Source organism: Streptomyces sp. NPDC031474 (assembly GCF_055581185.1).
The window spans coordinates 276,637-292,220 of sequence record NZ_JBVIJX010000015.1 but is presented as its reverse complement, the minus strand read 5'-3'; the positions used below and the strand labels follow the sequence as shown (position 1 = coordinate 292,220).

Genomic DNA, 15,584 nt, shown 5'->3' with positions numbered 1-15,584 from the left:
GTGTGATCAGTAGGCACCTTCGACTGTTCGATCCTCGGTGCGGACCAGGTAGTCGTCCGGGTCCAGGCCCATGGCCTTGCGCTCGGGCGACGACCAGTACAGCGCGTTGCGCTCGGCGAAGGTCTCCGGGCCTTCGTACGAGATCAGCCAGACGAACTGGTTGCGCCCCCGGTCCACCCAGGCCCCTCCGATGGTGAACCCCAACTCCAGTCGCAACGGCACGATTTCCTCCCGCCACCGCTCCACCCATTCGTCGAGCAGGCCGTCCCGGACGGTGTACGTACGCAGCTGTGTGGTCTTCGGCATGAAGACATCTTCGCCGGAGGGAGGGCTGTGGGACCACGAGTCGGCATGGGGCCCGGCAGGCCCCGGTCATCTACCTGCTGCCAGGACGCTTCAGCACGTCAACGGACCCGAGCGAAGCTGGACCGCCGCCGGAACCCGACTTCTCGTGCTCCGGGGTAAGTGGCGCTCTCTCCAAAGGACCACGACGGCGATGAAAGGACCCGACCAAGCCCCACCCCTCCCGCCCGCAGCGCAAACTCACTCACGCGAGTGAATATGCCAACTGGTATGGATTTCGGGCGGGTTGTCTGCCTTACGCTCAGCGAAGCGCAGCACCACCACACCACCGCAGACATGCGACGGCCCCCGCCGGGACGGCAATCCCAGTGCGAGGGCCTGACCACCGAGGAAGAGGAAGCTTCCCGATGGACACGGAAAACCCTAGCGCGCCTTCGTGCGCCGAGTCCCGTACCCCACGCAAAAACCACCCCCACGCGGGCGGACTCACCCACGACAACGCCCGCCACACCACCCGCTTCACGGTGATCGGCAACCACCTCGCCCAACACCAGGAGCTGTCGCTCCTCGCGATCGGCCTGGGCGTCCACATCCAGTCGCTCCCCAAGGGCGCCCGAGTCGACATCAAGACCCTCACCGCCCGCTTCCCCGAGGGCGCGACCCGTATCGCCGCCGCCCTGCGCGAACTGGAGACCCACGGCTACCTCCGCCGCGAACGCTCCCGCATCCCCGGCGGCCGGATCATCACCCGCACGATCTCCTGCAACCGCCCCGGCCACAACGAACGCCGTCCGGCAGCCGCCGATCACGCCAACGCCCCAGCAAACCCCGACAAGCCCAAGAAGCGCACACCACGCAAGCCACTGCCCGCCGTCCCACGTCCGGCCTGCCCTGCCCCCGCTCTCCTCCAGACGGCCACCGACCTCCTCGCCGGCCTCCGCCGTCACGACCCCTGTCTTTTCCTCTCCGCCTGCGACGTCGCCCACCTCGCCCCCGGCGTTGCCGCCTGGCTGGAGCGGGATGTCACCCCCGCCGCCGTAAGCCGGGCACTCAGCGACGACCTTCCGCCCGAAGGCGTCCGTCGTCCTGCCGCCTTCCTGGCCCACCGCCTTGCGGCCCTGCTGCCACCCCCACCGCCGTTCCGTGAGCCGGCAACTCCTCCGCCGGCCGCTCTCCACCGGATGAGGAACTGCGACGGCTGCGACCGAGGCATCCGCTCGCCCGAGCCGGGCGCACGCTGCCGCGACTGTCAGGAACTGTCGCCAGCGGCCTTCTGAAGACCCACCAAGCTAAGGAACCACATGGTCAACTCGCCCCACGAGGTGATGCACCGCATCTTTCAGGAGTACCCCGGTCTGTTCGCCGGTGTCTCCAAGGTGCTTGGCCTCCCGTTCGTCCCGCCCAAGCGCGTGACGGTTCTGCCAACCGATCTCACCGAGATTCAGCCCGTCGAGCGCCGTGTCGACACGCTGCTGCGTTTCGAGGGCGACGAGACGTTCTTGCTGGCTGTCGAAGCGCAGAGCGCGAAGGATCCGAACAAGCCCGCCAGCTGGGCCTACTACCTCTCCTTCTTGTACACGAAGTACAAGATCCCGCCTCTGCTGTTGGTCGTCTGCCAGGACCGGCCCACCGCGGAGTGGGCTGCGCGACCGATGGTCCTCGGGCCCGAGTATTGGCCATCCCTCACTCTGCGCCCGCTCGTGGTCGGCCCGCACAACATGCCCTTGATCACCGATCCGGACGATGCGCGCGCCGACTTTGCGCTGGCTGCGCTGTCTGCCATCACCCACGCGAAGGAACCGGATGTCGGTGGGATACTGAAAACCCTGTCCACCGCACTGCACGACGCTCCCGAGGCTGTCGTCGTCACGATCGTCGAATTCATCGCTCAAGGCCTCGGTGGCAACCGTCGGGCCGCGGAACAATGGAGGAACCTGGTGGCTGTGGACCTTTCCCCGTACAAGTCGTACATCTTCGAAGAGTTCCGTGACGAGGGTCGGGCCCAGCGGGGTGCCGAGGACATCGTGCTCGTCCTGGAGGCGCGTGGCCTCGACGTTCCCGACGAGGTCGGCGAACGGATCACCGGCTGCGACGACCCCAACCTCCTGCGCCGCTGGCTCACTCGTGCCGTCACAGCGGCGTCCGCCGAAGACATTTTCACCGGGCCTGAAGGCGAAGCCTGACCTCCGCGGGAGCCGTCGAGCCCGACCTGCCCGGGCTCGACGGCTCCCGCACCCGGACGAGCACGATCCGGAAACCGAGGCACCGGAATCGGCCACCTTGCTCGGCGCGGCCCCTTCTCGCTTGACTGCCCCCTGTGCGGTTCGGGAATCGTGCACGTAGAGATCGTGACGGAGAGTTCCCCGGGGGTTATCTATGGCCGTTCCCAGACCGCAGACGCGTCAGTTCGAGGCGTTCATGACGAACCTGTCGTACGCCCGGCGCATGGTCGAGGCGGGCAAAATGCTGACCCCTTTCAAGTCGCCCACGATCGATATCGACGATTTCTACCGGGCGGCGTGGGTCCAGGCGGTCGCCGCCATCGACCACTGGCTGCACGAAGAGGTGCTGCGCCGTGTTGCCGAGCTGGCGGCCAAGGACAGCCCCGACATGCCGTACCAGCTGCGTGTCTACGAGTTGCCGCTGCACAGGGTCGAGGCGGTGCGGCGCGGTGACGTCACCCTTTCCGAGGCTGTTGTCGAGCATCTCCGGGACAAGTTGGCGGCTCAGTCCCTCCAGCATCCCGGAAAGATTTCCGAGGTGCTGAAGCTCGTCACGGAAAAGAAGGTCTGGTATCTGTCCGCCGGGTGGATCAACGATGCGTTCTTTCAGGGCCGCACCTCGTTGAACGAGAAGACCCTTCGCAGTCGCTATCTGGAGATCACCCAGCGGCGCAACAAGATCGCTCACGATGCCGACCTGATCGACGGCGACCTGGAACAGCGCCGCTCCATCGATGAGGCGAGTGTGAACGACGCCGTCGACTGGATCGAGCGCATCGCCCTCGCCATCGCCCACGTACTCGACGACGAGGGGGGACAGACGGCCGGGTAGGCGGTGGGGACAGGTGCCTCGTTACCCGCTGCCCACCGCCCTCATGGTGGTGGTCCAGGACCACGCCACCGCCGCGTGGGCCCAGCGACCGGTGGCCAGCGGCCCTCCCGGGCTGCCCACCCTCACCATCAGCCCCCTCGTGGCGGGGCCCCACAACATGCCGGTGATCACCGACCCGGCCGAAGCCCACGAGGACCTCGTACTGGCCACACTCGCCGCCATCACACACGCGGGCGATCCGGCCATTGCTGACATACTGAAAGCCCTGTCCACCGCGTTGCAGGACGAGCCCGAAGTCGTCGCCGACCCCATCATCGAACTCATCGCACAGGGCCTGGGCAACCGCCCGGCCAAAGAGCTCTGGAGGAATCTGGTGGCCGTGGATCTTTCCTTCTACAAGTCGTACATCGCGGAGGAGATCCGCGACGAAGGCCGCGAGGAAGGCCTTGAGGAAGGCCTTGAGAAGGGCCGTGCTCTGGGCCGCGCGGAGGACATCCTGTTCGTTCTGGAACAGCGCGGCATCGAGGTACCCGACGAGACCCGCGACCGGGTCATCGACTGTGACGACCCCGAGATCCTGCGTCGCTGGTTTGCGCGGGCTCTCACCGCCCCGACAGTCGAAGACATCTTCGACAACGAGTAGGCGTGGCCGTGGATCTTTCCTTCTACAAGTCGTACATCGCGGAGGAGATCCGCGACGAGGGGCGCGTCAGCACCTACGGCACGGCCGTCCTGACCGTCCTGGAGCAGCGCGGCATCGATGTGCCGGCCGACGCACGTCAGCGGATCGCGGACTGCGGGGATCTCGAGATGCTGCACGCCTGGCTCCTCCGCGCCGCCACCGCCACATCCGCCGCCGAGATCTTCGGAGACGAGCTGGCCTCGTAGGGTGGCCCCATGAAGGAACTGCCCGCCCGGCGTCTGTTGCTGGTGCACGCGCACCCGGACGACGAGTCGATCAACAATGGCGTGACCATGGCCAGGTATGCCGCCGAGGGTGTGCACGTGACGCTGGTCACCTGCACGCTCGGCGAGCGCGGCGAGGTCATCCCGCCGGAACTGCGGCACCTCACCGGGGCCGAGCTCGGCGCGCACCGGCTGCGTGAGCTCACCGCCGCCATGGCCGAGCTCGGTGTCGACGACTTCCGGCTGCTCGGCGGCGTGGGGCGGTACGGCGACTCCGGGATGATGGGCCTGACGGACAACGACGACCCCGCCTGTTTCTGGCAGGCCGACCTCGACGAAGCCGCAGCGTCCCTCGTCGAGGTGATCCTCGAGGTACGCCCCCAGGTCCTCGTCACCTACGACGACAACGGCGGCTACGGCCACCCCGACCACATCCAGGCCCACCGCGTCGCCCTGCGCGCGGTGGAGCTGGCCGAGGGCGTGGCCGAGGGCGCCGGGTGGCGCATCCCCAAGGTGTACTTCAACCGCGTCCCGCGCTCCGTCGCCGAGGCCGCCTTCGCCCGGCTCCAGGAGGAGCTGCCGAAGCTGCCCTTCACCGCGAGCGCCGTCGTCTCCGACGTACCGGGTGTCGTGGACGACGACCGCGTCACCGCCGAGATCGACGGCGGCGAGGGCGCCGGTGCGTACGCCGCCGCCAAGGCCGCCGCGATGCGCGCGCACGCCACGCAGGTCGAAGTCGCCCCCGGCGAGCGGTACTTCGCCCTCTCCAACGACCTGGCGCAGCCCCTCTTCGCGACCGAGTACTACGAACTCGTACGCGGCGAGCCCGCGCAGAGCCGGGAGACCGATCTCTTCGCCGGCCTCTCCGGCGTCTCCCGCATCGCCGGAACCGAGGGAGTCGCCTGATGTCCGACCGTGGTTCGATGCTCGCCCAGCCGCTGAGGATGCCCCCCGCCGGACGGGTCGCCGCCTATCTGGGGCTCGTGCTGCTCGGCGTGGTGGCCGGTCTCGCCGGGGCGCTCGTCCAGGCCGGCTGGTTCCCGGGTGGACTGCTCCTCGCGCTCGTCGGCGCGGCCGGTCTCTTCGTCGGCGGGGCGCGCGCCCTGAACACCCGCGCCGGAGCCGTCGCGCCGGCCGCCGGCTGGATGGTCTCCGTCATCCTGTGCACCGCGGGCCGTCCCGAGGGCGACTTCCTGTTCGGCGCGGGAGGCGGCTCCTACCTCTTCCTGCTCGGTGGCATGGCACTTGCTGTGATCTGTGCCACGATTGGTTTGGGGCGGCAACCGGGCGGCGATGGCGTCCGACTTGGCAAGTGACGTACCACTTCACCCTGACGGGTCCGTGGGAGTCCCGTGTGGGTTTCCCCGGCGGTCGTGGGATACGGGCCAGAAGTGGCCAGTATGGTGGTGCGCGCCGCCGAGCTGCCCGTGAGGTCGTGGCGGGCGGCGGAGCCAACCTGGAGAACCTGCCTTGAGTCGTGAAACTGACAGTCCGTCCTCCGGGCCCAACGGGTCCAACGGGCGCGGCGGAGCCGCATACCCCTCGGGCACGCCGCCGTACGGCACCCCTGTGGTGTCCGACGGCGGTGCTGACGCGGGCCGTTCGGCCGCGCAGCCGGAGGACCGTAAGACCGAGACCACGCTGACGACGCGGATCCGCATCAACATCCCCGGATCGCGGCCGATTCCGCCGGTCGTCGTGCGTAAACCCGTCGCGGACGCCGAGAGCGCGAACGCGGGCGCGGGCGACGGCAGTCCCAACAGACGTGCCCGCACGGGCCCCGACACGCAGTCGGCGGCTCCCGCGGGCCCCGTCGGGTCCGTCGGTTCCGTCGCGTCGGAGACCGCCTCGTTCGAGCTGCCCGCAGAACCCGTGCCCGGCGCCGACGAGAAGACGAGCGACTGGTTCGCGCCACGCAAGTCCGGACCCGCCAAGGGCGGTCAGGGCGGCGGCTCCACCAACGGAGCCGGTCTGCCGGGCGGTTCGGCCGCCGGGACGAGTGCGCCCGCGAGCAGCAGCCCACAGGGCCCCGCTGCCGGCGCGCCCGGCGGCGCGCGGCCGGGCGCCGGGCGTCCCGGTGGCGTGGTCGGCTCCATGAGCGTGCCCGGCGGCGCCCGCTCCGGCGGCACCAACGGCGCGGGGCTGCCCGGCGGCGCCACCGGTGGTCCCGTGGCTCCGGGACACGGCGGCGGCACGGGCTCCTTCGACGTGACCGAGGCGCTCGCCGCGGGCCCCCTGGGCAACGGCTCCCGCCCGGGCCAGGCACCGGCTCAGAGCCAGACCCCTGGTCAGGGGCAGCTCCCGCAGGGCCAGGGCCAGCTTCCCCAGGGCCAGGGCCAGCTCCCGCAGGGTCAGGGGCCAGGGCAGCAGGGTGGCGGCGCCGAGTCGCGTCGCGACAACCTGCCGTACTTCTCCGACAACGGCCAGAACGGCCAGAGCCACCAGAACGGGCACGGCAACCAGAACGGGCAGGGCGGCTTCCCGGCCGGTCCCGGTGGCTCGTACGACTTCAACGGGCCGGACGGACCCGGCGGTCACGGCGGCCTGGGCGGCCCGCAGGGCGGTCCCGCGGGCCCGACCGGCGGCCCGGTCACCGGCGACGGCCCGATGATCCCCCCGATGGGCGGCGGCGCGATCGGCGCTGCGGGCGCCCCCGGCGGGACCCGCGTGCCCGGCGCGCCGACCGCGCCCGGCGGCCCTGGCGGCCCTGGCCACCCCAACGGCCCCCGAGGCCGCGGCGGCCCCGGCGGCCCGCGTTCCACCGCCCCTGGAGCCCCCGGCGCTCCCGGCGCTCCCGGTGGGCCCGGCGCTCCTGGCGGACCCGGTGTCGGTGCCGGCACCGGTCGGCTCCCCGGTGGGGGACTGAGCGACGACACCGCGATCCTCACCCCGCAGAAGCCCGCCCCCGAACCGGGCGCGGGCGGCTACGGCGGCAGGCCCGTCGACAACGTCTCGGGGCACACCGTCACCAGCGGCATCCCCGTCGTGCCCTCCGGCGGGCCGGGCGGCGGCGCCACGCGCGCCGACGGGCCGGTGCCGCACACCCCGCCGAACGGGACGGCCACGGTCCCGCAGAGCGCGTCCGGGGGCGGCGACTCCAAGAAGAAGAAAAAGAAGAAGGGCCGCAGCAAGCTGCCCCTGCTGGGCGGCCTGGTGGTCGTCGCGGGCGTCGGTCTCTACGGCGCCGGCCTGCTGATGAACCACTCCGACGTGCCCAAGGGCACCACCGTGCTCGGCGTCGACATCGGCGGCGGCACCCGCGACGACGCCGTCAAGAAGCTCGACGACGCCTTCGACAAGCGGGTCGCCCAGCCGCTGAAGCTGTCCGTCGGCGGCGGCACCGTCACCCTCAAGCCGGACCAGTCGGGCCTGCAGTTCGACATGCAGGCCACGGTCGACGACGCCGCCAAGAGCGACTACAACCCCGTCTCCGTGATCGGCTCGCTGTTCGGGCAGCACCGTGAGGTCGAGCCCGCGATGCCGGTCGACGAGGAGAAGCTCCAGGCCGCTCTGGAGAGCGCGGCGGGCGGCTCCGGCTCCGCCACCGACGGCACGATCAAGTTCGAGTCCGGCAAGGCCGTCGCCGTCTACGGCAAGGCGGGCAAGGGCATCGACGCGTCGAAGGCCGAGTCGGCCGTGGTCGACGCCTACCGCAGCCAGGTCGAGACCGGCACGACCACCCCGGTGATCGTGCCGACGACGACCAGGCAGCCCACGGTGTCCAACGCCGAGGTCGACCGCATGATGAAGGAGTTCGCCGAACCGGCGATGTCCGGCAAGGTCACCCTCCAGACCAAGGACGGCGTGCACCGGATCTCCTTCAGCCCGAAGAACTCGCTGTGGAAGTTCCTCCAGGTCAAGGCGATCAACGGCAAGCTCGTCGAGAGCTACGACCAGACCGCCCTGAAGGAGCTGTACGGCAGCACCTTCGACACGGTGCTGATCACCCGCGGCACCGGTCAGAAGACTCCCGTCACGGTCCAGGACGTCATCGGCGCCCTGCGCCCGGCCCTGAAGAGCGAGACGAACCGGACCGCGATCATCGAGACGAACCCCAGCTGACCCGACGCAGTGCCGTATGACATCTGTCATGCGGCACTGCGGACGGCCGACACTGCCGCCCGCCCGCCCCCCGGCGCGACGATTGCCGTCATGACGACGACGACAGCGCCGGTGGTCGGGTTCGACCAGGTGAGCAAGAGTTTCGGTGAGGTGCGGGCCGTGGACGGCCTCAGCCTCACCCTGCGCCCGGGGGAGACCGTGGCGCTGCTCGGCCCCAACGGGGCGGGCAAGTCCACCACCCTCGACCTGCTGCTCGGCCTCAAGCACGCCGACAGCGGCGCCGTCCGCCTCTTCGGCACCACCCCGCGCGAGGCGATCGTCGCCGGCCGCGTGGGCGCGATGCTGCAGAGCGGCGGCCTGATGGACGAGGTCACGGTCGCCGAGCTGGTCCGGCTCGCCTGCGCCCTGCACCCCAAGCCGTACCGGCCCGCCGACGTGCTGGCCCGGGCCGGCGTCACCCAGATCGCCGACCGCAAGGTCGACAAGCTCTCCGGCGGCCAGGCCCAGCGGGTCCGGTTCGCCCTCGCCACCGCAGGCGACAGCGACCTGATCGTCCTGGACGAGCCCACCACCGGCATGGACGTCACCACCCGGCAGGCGTTCTGGGCCACCATGCGCGAGCAGGCCGACCAGGGCCGCACGGTCCTGTTCGCCACCCACTACCTCGAAGAGGCCGACGCCATAGCCGACCGCGTCCTGGTCCTGCACCGGGGCCGCCTCCTGGCCGACGGCACCGCGGCCGAGATCAAGGCCAAGGCCGGCGCCCGCAGGATCGCCTTCGACCTGGAGGGCGACATCGACGAGGCCGCCCTGCGCGCCCTGCCCTTCCTGACGACGATCGACGTATCCGGCCGGACCGTCCGCATCCAGTCCGCCGACGCCGACGCCACCGTCCACGCGGTCTACGGCCTCGGCCTCTACCCCCGCAACCTCGAAGTCGCCGGGCTCGGCCTGGAGCAGGCCTTCGTGGCCCTCACCACCGCCGAGGAGGCGAAGTCGAAGTGAACGGCCTGATCAAGCTGGAACTCATCCGCGCCCTGCGCAACCGCAAGTTCCTGTTCTTCTCGGTGATCTACCCGTCGGTCCTGTTCCTGCTCATCGCGGGCAGCTCCGACAGCACGCAGAAGATCGACGGCACCGGCCTCACCCTCCCGACCTACATGATGGTCTCGATGGCCTCCTTCGGCGCCCTCACGGCCGTCCTGATGGGCAACAGCGAGCGCATCGCCAAGGAACGCCAGAGCGGCTGGGTACGGCAACTGCGCCTGACCACCCTCCCCGGCCGCGGCTACGTCCTGGCGAAGACCGCGAGCGCCGCCGTGGTCAGCCTCCCGTCCATCGTCGTGGTCTTCGCCGTCGCCGCGGTCGTGAAGGACGTACGGCTGGACGCCTGGCAGTGGCTGGCGCTGACCGGCTCCATCTGGGCCGGCAGCCTCGTCTTCGCCGCCCTGGGCGTGGCGATCGGCTACCTCGCGAACGGGGACGCGGTCCGCCCGATCACGATGATCACCTACTTCGGCCTGTCGATCCTGGGGGGACTGTGGATGCCCACGACGACCTTCCCGACCTGGCTGCAGGACATCGCCAAGTGGGTGCCCACGCACGCGTACGCTGCCCTGGGGCAGGCGATCGAACAGAGCCAGGCCCCGCATGCCAAGGACATCGTCATCCTGGTCGTCTTCTTCGCCCTGTTCACGGGCGGCGCGGCCTGGCTGTACCGGAAGGACACGCTGAAGGCGTGAGTGCCATGACGGACTACCACCTGTCCGAGGAGGCCCGGCGGCGGCCGCTGATCCCGCTGGGCCAGGTGGCCCGCAACCGGCGTGAGCTGTGGCGGCGCAAACTGCTGTGGATCGGCGTCTGGCTGGTGTTCCTCAGCTCGCCGGTCCACGACCTCCTCTCCGGCCACCACACCACCGGCGGCACGGTCGCCGGCTGGGTGGGCCTGGCCGTGTTCGTCGCCCTCTACCTGTCGCTGCTGTTCCGGGACATGGGGGCGACTCCCTATCCGACGAAGCTCGTCGCCGGTCTCATCGCCGCGATGGCGGTGCTCGCGACCGTCCTCGGCCTCACCCTCGGCTCCTCATGGCTCGGCATGTACTGCTACGTCTCCGTGGCCTGCGGGATGGTGCTCCCGGTGCAGGTGGCGCTGTGGACGATCCCGGGCACGGGCGCGCTGCTGCTCCTCGTCGGCCTGCGCACCGACGAGGAGGAGGCGCTCAACCTCCTCCTGCTGGTCGTGCTCATCGGCTTCGCGATGACGGGCGTCAGCCAACTCGTCCGCACCACGGTGGAGTTGCGCAAGGCCCGCGCCACGGTCGCCCAACTCGCCGCGAACGAGGAACGGCTGCGCCTGGCCAGAGACCTGCACGACCTCCTCGGCCACTCCCTCTCCCTCATCACCCTCAAGAGCGAGCTGGCCGGCCGGATGCTCCCCGACCACCCCGACAAGGCGGCCCAGCAGGTCGCCGACATCGAACAGGTCAGCCGCCAGGCCCTCGTCGACGTCCGCGAGGCCGTCACCGGCTACCGGCGCCCCCGTCTGGCCGCCGAACTCGCGGGCGCTCAGGTCGCGTTGACGGCCGCCGGCATCACCGGGGCGATCCCGGCCGAACCGGACCTCGACGGCGTCCCCGAGGACACCGAGTCCGCGCTCGCCTGGGCCCTGCGCGAGGCGATCACCAACGTCGTACGCCATAGCGGCGCCGCCCGCTGCACGGTGGATTTGGTGCGCCGCCAGACCCTCGACGGCCCCGTCGTCGAGCTCTCCGTCGAGGACGACGGCCCCGGCGGCTCGGGCAAGGGCCCCGGCAACGGCCTCACCGGTCTGACGGAACGCCTGGAGAAGGCGGGCGGCACCCTGGAGGCGGGCCGGGTCAAGCACGGCTTCCGGCTGACCGCCCGGGTCCCGGCAGGACCTGTGGCCCCCGTAGGATCCCGCACATGAGTGGTGGCACGATCAAGGTCCTCCTGGCCGAGGACCAGTCGATGGTCCGCGAGGCCCTGGCGGCCCTGCTCGGCCTGGAGGACGACATCGAGGTGGTCGCCCAGGTGGCCCGCGGCGACGAGGTCCTCGCGGCCGCCCACGCCCACGACGTCGACGTGGCGCTCCTCGACATCGAGATGCCGGGCTGCACCGGCATCGAGGCCGCGGCCCAACTCCACAAGGAACTCCCGGGGCTGAAGCTGGTCGTCCTCACGACCTTCGGCCGCCCCGGCTACCTGCGCAGCGCCATGGAGGCCGGCGCCGACGCCTTCCTCGTCAAGGACGCCCCCGCCGCGCAGCTCGCGGAGGCGGTCCGCAAGGTCCTGGCGGGCGAGCGGGTCATCGACCCCACGCTCGCGGCAGCGGCCCTGGCCGGGGGCGCCAACCCGCTGACCGACCGCGAACGCGAGGTCCTGCGCGCGGCGGCCGACGGCTCGACCAACGCGGAACTGGCGGCGGCCCTGCACCTCTCCCAGGGCACGGTCCGCAACTACCTCTCCACGGCAATCCAGAAACTCGCGGTACGCAACAGGGCGGAGGCGGTAAGAACCGCAAGAGAGAAGGGCTGGCTGTAAAGCCCGAGTTGCGGGGGGCCGTGTAAGCAACGCCAGGAGCAGTACACCTAGGGGCGCGGGGAACTGCGCGACCAGCCACAACGTGCCGGCACTAGCACGACGGCAGAACCCCCACAGCGCTGAGGCATCAGTTCAGCATCGCCCGCGCAGCGAACGCCTCCTTGCGCACCCGCTCCGCGGCCTCCTCGTCCACGACCTCCACCAGCCCCGCGTACTCCTCCAACTCCGCGGCTCCGCCCAGGAAATCCCCCCGCCGTACCAGCAACTGCCCCTTCTCGTACCGCAATCTGGCCGGATGCGAGGGCACCGCCAACGCCAGCTCCACGGCCCACAGGGCGACATCCGACCGCTCCGGGCGCGCCGCGGCCCATGACCGGATGTTGTTCAGAATCCGCGTCACCACCTCCAACGGCTCGGCCGGCGTCAACATGGACGGCTCCAGAGGCGCCCCCGTCGCCCCGGCGACGAGCAGCTCCGCGTCGCCGCCCGACAGCACCCGCCCTCCGTCGAAGGGATCGACGAGCACCTGCCGTTCGAGGTCCGTGGGCGGCCCGAACCCCACCACGAAGTGCCCCGGCAGCGCGACCCCGTACACCGGCGCCCCGGCCCGCCGCGCCACCTCCACCCACACCACCGACAGCAGGATCGGCAGCCCCCGCCGCCGTACCAGCACCTGGTGCAGCAGCGACGACTCCAGCCGGTCGTAGTCCGCGGCGGAGCCGGCGAACCCGTACCCCTCGCCGAGCAGCTCCCGCAGCGCCACCGCCCACGCCCGGGGACCGCCCGGCCGGTACGGCAGCTGCCCCGCCAGCCGGTCCAGCTCGATCTGGGCGGCGTCCAGACCGGCCTCGTCCAGCTGCGGGTCGGCCGCCGCGCCGATCAGCAGGCACAGCAGGGCCAGATCGGGCCGCTCGGCCCGCGCCTCCTCGGCGAACCGCCGCCGCACCTCACCGAAGTCGAACCCGGCCTCGAACCCGCTCACGACGACTCCAGCGGCGACTCCAGCGACGACTCCTGCGAGGGTTCTCGATAGTGGTGGTACGCGTGGTGCGCGCCGAAGCCCAGCCCGGCGTACATCGCCCGCGCCGCCGCGTTCTCCGTCTCCACCTGCAGCCAGGCCGCCGACGCCCCCTCCTCCAGCGCCCGCCGGGCCAGCGCGCCCATCACGGTCGTGGCGAGGCCCTTGCGCCGCTGCGCCGGATCGACCTCGACGGCGGCGAACCCGGCCCACCGCCCGTCCACGACCAGCCGCCCGATCGCGGCCGGAGCAGCGCCGGACGCGCCGGGCACGGAGGCGAACCACACCGACGGCCCGGCCCCCAGCACCTTCAGGGCCACCTCGCTCACCCCCTTGCGCTGGTACCGCGCCAGCCAGGCCTCGTCGGCCTCCCGGGCCAGCGCCACACCCTCAGCGTCCGCCCGGTCCGCGACCGGCGCCAGCGCGCCCACCCACAGCTCCGCCGTCACCTCACGCACCCACCCCCGCCGCTCCAGCTCCGCGCACAGCAGCTCCTGGGCGCCCTCGGCCCCCGTCGCCGTCTGCACATAGGCGGGCAGCCCGCGCTCGCCGTACCAGCGCCGTACGGTGTCCAGGGCCGCGTCGAGCGACACGCCCGGGTCGCCGAGCGGCAGCACCGAGTTGGCGCGCCGTGTGAACCCGGCGGCGGCCCGCAGCTCCCACTCACCGAGCCGCTCGCTCTCCACGGGACGCCACGCCCGCGCCGCGACCCGGGCGAGCTCCTCGTAGGAGGCGGCGGGCCCCCGGCGCCGGGCCGGTGCGGCCGGCACGACCTTCCCGGCGACCAGCGAGGACTCGTCAATCAGGGCGGTCTCCCCGCTCTTCCGTGTGATCGTGAGCACACCGGCGTCCCATGATGTGAGAACACCCACCGTGTCGGTGAATTTCCCCTCGGTTACCCCAGGGCTGGTCAGGCATCGAACGGAGACACGTTTTCCCACGTCAGCAGTGGTGATGCGGACCTCAAGGCGTCCGGCGGACGATATTCCCACTGGTCAGTTCACCCCTCCTGTTCGGATCATGGCCAAGAACGGAGATACTAGGGGCGGGCATCGACGACGCCGCGCTCCCGCGCGCCAGGCGGCGGAGCCTGAGGAGGCCCGCCAGCGCCCTATCGAGGAGGAACGACAGCGTGACCTACGTCATCGCGCAGCCTTGTGTCGACGTGAAGGACAAGGCGTGCATCGAAGAGTGCCCGGTCGACTGTATCTACGAGGGCCAGCGGTCCTTGTACATCCACCCGGACGAATGCGTCGACTGCGGCGCCTGTGAACCGGTCTGCCCGGTCGAGGCGATCTTCTACGAGGACGACACTCCGGAGGAGTGGAAGGACTACTACAAGGCGAACGTCGAGTTCTTCGACGACCTCGGCTCGCCCGGCGGCGCCAGCAAGCTGGGTCTGATCGAGCGCGACCACCCCTTCGTCGCCGCGCTGCCGCCGCAGGCCGAGTAATCCGCACCAGCGGCCCGCACAACGCGCCGCCTCGGTCCCGTACGGCCTGATCACGCCCGATCGCCGTACGGGACCGAGGCGTTTGCCGTACGTACGAAAGTGAGCCAGTAACCGTGTCCTCCGTAGTCTCCGACCGCCTGCCCACCTTCCCCTGGGACAAGCTGGAGCCGTACAAGAAGACGGCCGCAGCGCACCCGGACGGCATCGTCGACCTCTCCGTCGGCACCCCGGTCGACCCGGTGCCCGACCTGATCCAGAAGGCGCTGATCGACGCGGCGGACTCCCCGGGCTATCCCACGGTGTGGGGCACCCCGGCGCTGCGCGACGCGATCACCGGCTGGCTGGAGCGCCGGCTGGGCGCCCGCGAGGTCACCCACCGCCATGTCCTGCCGATCGTCGGCTCCAAGGAGCTCGTGGCCTGGCTGCCGACCCAGCTGGGTCTCGGCCCCGGCGACCGCGTGGCCCACCCGCGCCTGGCCTACCCGACGTACGAGGTCGGCGCCCGCCTGGCCCGCGCCGACCACGAGGTCTACGACGACCCGACGACCCTGGACCCCGACGGCCTGAAGCTGCTCTGGCTCAACTCGCCGTCGAACCCGACGGGCCGAGTGCTGGGCAAGGAGGAGCTGACGCGGATCGTCGCGTGGGCCCGCGAGCACGGCATCCTGCTCTTCTCCGACGAGTGCTACCTGGAGCTGGGCTGGGAGGCCGACCCGGTCTCGGTCCTCCACCCCGACGTCAACGGCGGCTCGTACGAGGGCATCGTCTCCGTGCACTCCCTCTCCAAGCGGTCCAACCTGGCCGGCTACCGGGCGGCCTTCCTGGCCGGCGACCCGGCCGTCCTCGGCCCGCTGCTGGAGATCCGCAAGCACGGCGGCATGATGACGCCGGCGCCCACCCAGGCGGCGGTCGTGGCGGCCCTCGGCGACGACGTCCACGTCCGTGAACAGCGCGAGCGCTACGCGGCCCGTCGCGAGTCCCTGCGGGCGGCGCTGATCGGGCACGGCTTCCGCATCGAACACAGCGAGGCCAGCCTCTACCTCTGGGCCACCAAGGACGAGTCCTGCTGGACCACGGTCGCCCACCTGGCGGACCGAGGCATCCTGGTCGCCCCCGGCGACTTCTACGGCACGGCGGGCGAGCAGTTCGTCCGTGTGGCGTTGACGGCGACGGACGAGCGCGTTCGAGCAGCGGTGGAACGACTGGCCTGAGGGGCGCGGGGCTGTA

Annotated in this window: 16 protein-coding genes and 1 pseudogene; 14 read left to right on the top strand and 3 right to left on the bottom strand. The window is 71.1% G+C overall.

Annotated features, from left to right (window positions below; all coding sequences use genetic code 11):
• Positions 1 to 6 precede the first annotated feature (6 nt).
• Positions 7 to 306, bottom strand: coding sequence for an NIPSNAP family protein (locus tag ACZ5SK_RS31430; protein WP_361701364.1), 300 nt, complete (start codon positions 304 to 306; stop codon positions 7 to 9).
• 404 nt (positions 307 to 710) lie between these two features.
• Here ACZ5SK_RS31430 and ACZ5SK_RS31425 point away from each other — a divergent pair, with 404 nt between their 5' ends.
• From ACZ5SK_RS31425 to ACZ5SK_RS31370, 12 genes and pseudogenes are all read left to right on the top strand, one after another.
• Complete coding sequence (locus tag ACZ5SK_RS31425; RefSeq protein WP_468156830.1) at positions 711 to 1,580, top strand: helix-turn-helix domain-containing protein; 870 nt, start codon at positions 711 to 713, stop codon at positions 1,578 to 1,580.
• Positions 1,581 to 1,604: 24 nt separating this feature from the next.
• Positions 1,605 to 2,486, top strand: a complete 882-nt coding sequence (locus tag ACZ5SK_RS31420; RefSeq protein WP_361701368.1) for a hypothetical protein — start codon at positions 1,605 to 1,607, stop codon at positions 2,484 to 2,486.
• Positions 2,487 to 2,679: 193 nt separating this feature from the next.
• On the top strand, positions 2,680 to 3,357 hold the full coding sequence (locus ACZ5SK_RS31415; protein WP_361701370.1) for a hypothetical protein: 678 nt from the start codon (positions 2,680 to 2,682) through the stop codon (positions 3,355 to 3,357).
• 19 nt (positions 3,358 to 3,376) lie between these two features.
• A pseudogene (locus ACZ5SK_RS31410) lies at positions 3,377 to 4,000 on the top strand (hypothetical protein); the annotation flags it as partial.
• Positions 4,001 to 4,002: 2 nt separating this feature from the next.
• On the top strand, positions 4,003 to 4,245 hold the full coding sequence (locus tag ACZ5SK_RS31405) for a hypothetical protein (RefSeq protein WP_361701372.1): 243 nt from the start codon (positions 4,003 to 4,005) through the stop codon (positions 4,243 to 4,245).
• A 9-nt stretch (positions 4,246 to 4,254) separates the two neighbouring features.
• Complete coding sequence (mshB, locus tag ACZ5SK_RS31400) at positions 4,255 to 5,169, top strand: N-acetyl-1-D-myo-inositol-2-amino-2-deoxy-alpha-D-glucopyranoside deacetylase (protein ID WP_468156834.1); 915 nt, start codon at positions 4,255 to 4,257, stop codon at positions 5,167 to 5,169.
• A complete protein-coding gene (locus ACZ5SK_RS31395) occupies positions 5,169 to 5,579 on the top strand; it encodes a DUF6113 family protein (RefSeq protein WP_468576752.1) in 411 nt (136 codons plus the stop codon). Before mshB ends, ACZ5SK_RS31395 begins: the two co-directional genes overlap by 1 nt.
• A 154-nt stretch (positions 5,580 to 5,733) precedes the next feature.
• Positions 5,734 to 8,325 carry a hypothetical protein gene (locus tag ACZ5SK_RS31390; RefSeq protein ID WP_468576751.1) on the top strand — a complete coding sequence of 864 codons (2,592 nt, stop codon included), beginning with the start codon at positions 5,734 to 5,736 and terminating at the stop codon, positions 8,323 to 8,325.
• A gap of 90 nt (positions 8,326 to 8,415) precedes the next feature.
• Complete coding sequence (locus ACZ5SK_RS31385) at positions 8,416 to 9,330, top strand: ABC transporter ATP-binding protein (RefSeq protein WP_334577442.1); 915 nt, start codon at positions 8,416 to 8,418, stop codon at positions 9,328 to 9,330.
• Positions 9,327 to 10,067: an ABC transporter permease gene (locus ACZ5SK_RS31380; protein ID WP_079659890.1), complete on the top strand. Its 741-nt coding sequence runs from the start codon at positions 9,327 to 9,329 to the stop codon at positions 10,065 to 10,067. Before ACZ5SK_RS31385 ends, ACZ5SK_RS31380 begins: the two co-directional genes overlap by 4 nt.
• A gap of 5 nt (positions 10,068 to 10,072) precedes the next feature.
• On the top strand, positions 10,073 to 11,272 hold the full coding sequence (locus ACZ5SK_RS31375) for a sensor histidine kinase (protein ID WP_334581179.1): 1,200 nt from the start codon (positions 10,073 to 10,075) through the stop codon (positions 11,270 to 11,272).
• Complete coding sequence (locus tag ACZ5SK_RS31370; RefSeq protein WP_319674286.1) at positions 11,269 to 11,886, top strand: response regulator transcription factor; 618 nt, start codon at positions 11,269 to 11,271, stop codon at positions 11,884 to 11,886. The genes ACZ5SK_RS31375 and ACZ5SK_RS31370 overlap by 4 nt, the downstream gene beginning before the upstream one ends.
• Before the next feature lie 127 nt (positions 11,887 to 12,013).
• Here the strand turns inward: ACZ5SK_RS31370 and ACZ5SK_RS31365 are convergent, their stop codons facing one another.
• Together ACZ5SK_RS31365 and ACZ5SK_RS31360 are read right to left on the bottom strand one after the other, a co-directional pair.
• Positions 12,014 to 12,868, bottom strand: coding sequence for a transglutaminase-like domain-containing protein (locus tag ACZ5SK_RS31365; RefSeq protein WP_334577441.1), 855 nt, complete (start codon positions 12,866 to 12,868; stop codon positions 12,014 to 12,016).
• Complete coding sequence (locus ACZ5SK_RS31360; RefSeq protein WP_468576750.1) at positions 12,865 to 13,896, bottom strand: GNAT family N-acetyltransferase; 1,032 nt, start codon at positions 13,894 to 13,896, stop codon at positions 12,865 to 12,867. Before ACZ5SK_RS31360 ends, ACZ5SK_RS31365 begins: the two co-directional genes overlap by 4 nt.
• A 140-nt stretch (positions 13,897 to 14,036) precedes the next feature.
• On the opposite strand from ACZ5SK_RS31360, the gene fdxA reads away from it, so the two are divergent.
• Positions 14,037 to 14,357 (top strand): ferredoxin, encoded by a 321-nt coding sequence (gene fdxA, locus ACZ5SK_RS31355; RefSeq protein WP_079659886.1) that lies wholly within the window; start codon positions 14,037 to 14,039, stop codon positions 14,355 to 14,357.
• A gap of 113 nt (positions 14,358 to 14,470) precedes the next feature.
• A complete protein-coding gene (locus ACZ5SK_RS31350; protein ID WP_334577439.1) occupies positions 14,471 to 15,568 on the top strand; it encodes a bifunctional succinyldiaminopimelate transaminase/glutamate-prephenate aminotransferase in 1,098 nt (365 codons plus the stop codon).
• Positions 15,569 to 15,584 lie beyond the last annotated feature (16 nt).

Bases quoted from the DNA above. Each gene is read 5' to 3' on its own strand.
- ACZ5SK_RS31430 (WP_361701364.1), bottom strand. From the start codon at position 306: ATGCCGAAGACCACACAGCTGCGTACGTACACCGTCCGGGACGGCCTG.
- ACZ5SK_RS31425 (WP_468156830.1), top strand. From the start codon at position 711: ATGGACACGGAAAACCCTAGCGCGCCTTCGTGCGCCGAGTCCCGTACC.
- ACZ5SK_RS31420 (WP_361701368.1), top strand. From the start codon at position 1,605: ATGGTCAACTCGCCCCACGAGGTGATGCACCGCATCTTTCAGGAGTAC.
- ACZ5SK_RS31415 (WP_361701370.1), top strand. From the start codon at position 2,680: ATGGCCGTTCCCAGACCGCAGACGCGTCAGTTCGAGGCGTTCATGACG.
- mshB (WP_468156834.1), top strand. From the start codon at position 4,255: ATGAAGGAACTGCCCGCCCGGCGTCTGTTGCTGGTGCACGCGCACCCG.
- ACZ5SK_RS31395 (WP_468576752.1), top strand. From the start codon at position 5,169: ATGTCCGACCGTGGTTCGATGCTCGCCCAGCCGCTGAGGATGCCCCCC.
- ACZ5SK_RS31385 (WP_334577442.1), top strand. From the start codon at position 8,416: ATGACGACGACGACAGCGCCGGTGGTCGGGTTCGACCAGGTGAGCAAG.
- ACZ5SK_RS31375 (WP_334581179.1), top strand. From the start codon at position 10,073: ATGACGGACTACCACCTGTCCGAGGAGGCCCGGCGGCGGCCGCTGATC.
- ACZ5SK_RS31370 (WP_319674286.1), top strand. From the start codon at position 11,269: ATGAGTGGTGGCACGATCAAGGTCCTCCTGGCCGAGGACCAGTCGATG.